Origin of the sequence: Pseudomonas sp. SIMBA_068 (assembly GCF_046534705.1) — a bacterium.
In the GTDB taxonomy this organism is placed as follows: Bacteria; Pseudomonadota; Gammaproteobacteria; order Pseudomonadales; family Pseudomonadaceae; genus Aquipseudomonas; species Aquipseudomonas putida.
The window spans coordinates 1-268 of record NZ_JAWRYI010000613.1 but is presented as its reverse complement, the minus strand read 5'-3'; the positions used below and the strand labels follow the sequence as shown (position 1 = coordinate 268).

Genomic DNA, 268 nt, shown 5'->3' with positions numbered 1-268 from the left:
GGGCCTCGCGTAACAGAGGGGCAGGCATTGCGGGGGGCGGGGGGCGGCACGCCTGGGCATGCCGGTGCTGGGCACGGCAGAGATGCAGGGCTGCCCGCGATCAACCGACGGGCAGCCTTGGCGAGTTGCTTTACTTGGACCAGACCGTGCGGTTGATGTAGTCCGTGTAGCTGTAGACGATACGCACGACCTGCTTGGACACCGGGCCGCCGAGGTAGTCCTGCACAACCGGCATCACCCGATGGGTGCGGTCATGCTGGCTGATCAC

The 268-nt window shown here is 66.4% G+C and carries 1 pseudogene; it reads right to left on the bottom strand.

Annotated features, from left to right (window positions below):
- Nucleotides 1-130 precede the first annotated feature (130 nt).
- A pseudogene (locus tag SB756_RS30655) lies at nt 131-268 on the bottom strand (UDP-N-acetylglucosamine 2-epimerase (non-hydrolyzing)); the annotation flags it as partial.